Here is a 1,173-nt window from a genome sequence, read left to right as displayed (position 1 = left end):
AAAGATATAGCAGAACATGGATTCCAGCGTGATGAAGCCCAACATCAAGCCGTTGTCGCTTTAGACAAACTCTACCATGATATTGTTGAGTTTCAGTCTGCGCCGATCCCTCAACTTTCTAAATGGCAAAAGCTCATGGGTAAAAAGGTCGAGATGCCTCAACCCCCAAAAGGTTTGTACTTTTGGGGCGGGGTAGGCCGAGGTAAAACCTATTTAATGGACGCCTTTTTTGATGCCTTACCTACTGACAGAAAAATGCGCGTGCACTTTCACCGCTTTATGTATCGGGTACATGACGAGTTAAAGCGTTTAGGGGAGGTAGAAAATCCTCTCTCCAAAGTTGCCGACTTATTTAAACAAGAAGCAGATATTGTTTGTTTTGACGAGTTCTTTGTGTCTGACATAACTGATGCCATGATTCTTGCCACATTGTTGCAAGAAATGTTTAAGCGTCAGATGGTGCTGGTGGCGACGTCAAACATCGAACCACAAAATTTATATCGTAATGGCTTACAGCGAGCACGTTTTCTTCCTGCTATTGATATGATTTTAGCGCGTTGCCATGTACTAAATGTGGATAGTGGTGTCGATTATCGTCTGAGGACGTTGGAACAAGCCGAAATCTACCATTATCCATTGGATGAGCAGGCTTCTATTAATTTAAATACCTATTATCAGCAGCTTACGGCTGAGCGTAAAAGTGTTGCTCATAAAATCGACATTAATCATCGACAGATTAACGTGATTGAAGCCAGTGATGGGGTGTTACATGCTTCTTTTGAGCAGTTGTGCCAAACCGCTCGAAGTCAAAACGATTACATTGAACTCTCACGTATTTATCACACGGTTTTACTGGCCGATGTGCGTCAGATGAATCGTAAAATTGATGATGCTGCGAGGCGTTTTATTGCTTTAGTCGACGAGTTTTATGAGCGTAACGTAAAACTGATTATTTCAGCGGAAGTCGAGATGGATGCCTTATATACCGAAGGACAACTGGAATTTGAGTTCAAGCGTTGTGTATCGCGTTTAACCGAGATGCAGAGTCATGAGTATCTTGCTCGCGAGCATTTGGCGTAAATTTGATTGCCTCTTTAAAAAGTGAAGAAAAAATTAGTGATTTGGCGCAAAAAAAGGTGATTTTTTCTTCGCTCTTCTCTATAATCCTGCGAC

The 1,173-nt window shown here is 41.9% G+C and carries 1 protein-coding gene; it reads left to right on the top strand.

Annotated elements, in window-relative coordinates; translation table 11 throughout:
- Positions 1-1,080, top strand: a 1,080-nt coding sequence (zapE, locus tag R8269_RS25310) for a cell division protein ZapE (RefSeq protein ID WP_318222920.1), incomplete at its 5' end; no start/stop codon positions are given.
- Positions 1,081-1,173 lie beyond the last annotated feature (93 nt).

The organism is Vibrio sp. Vb0667 (assembly GCF_033391095.1).
The sequence above is the reverse complement of the archived record's forward strand: the minus strand, read 5'-3'. Positions and strand labels throughout refer to the sequence as shown.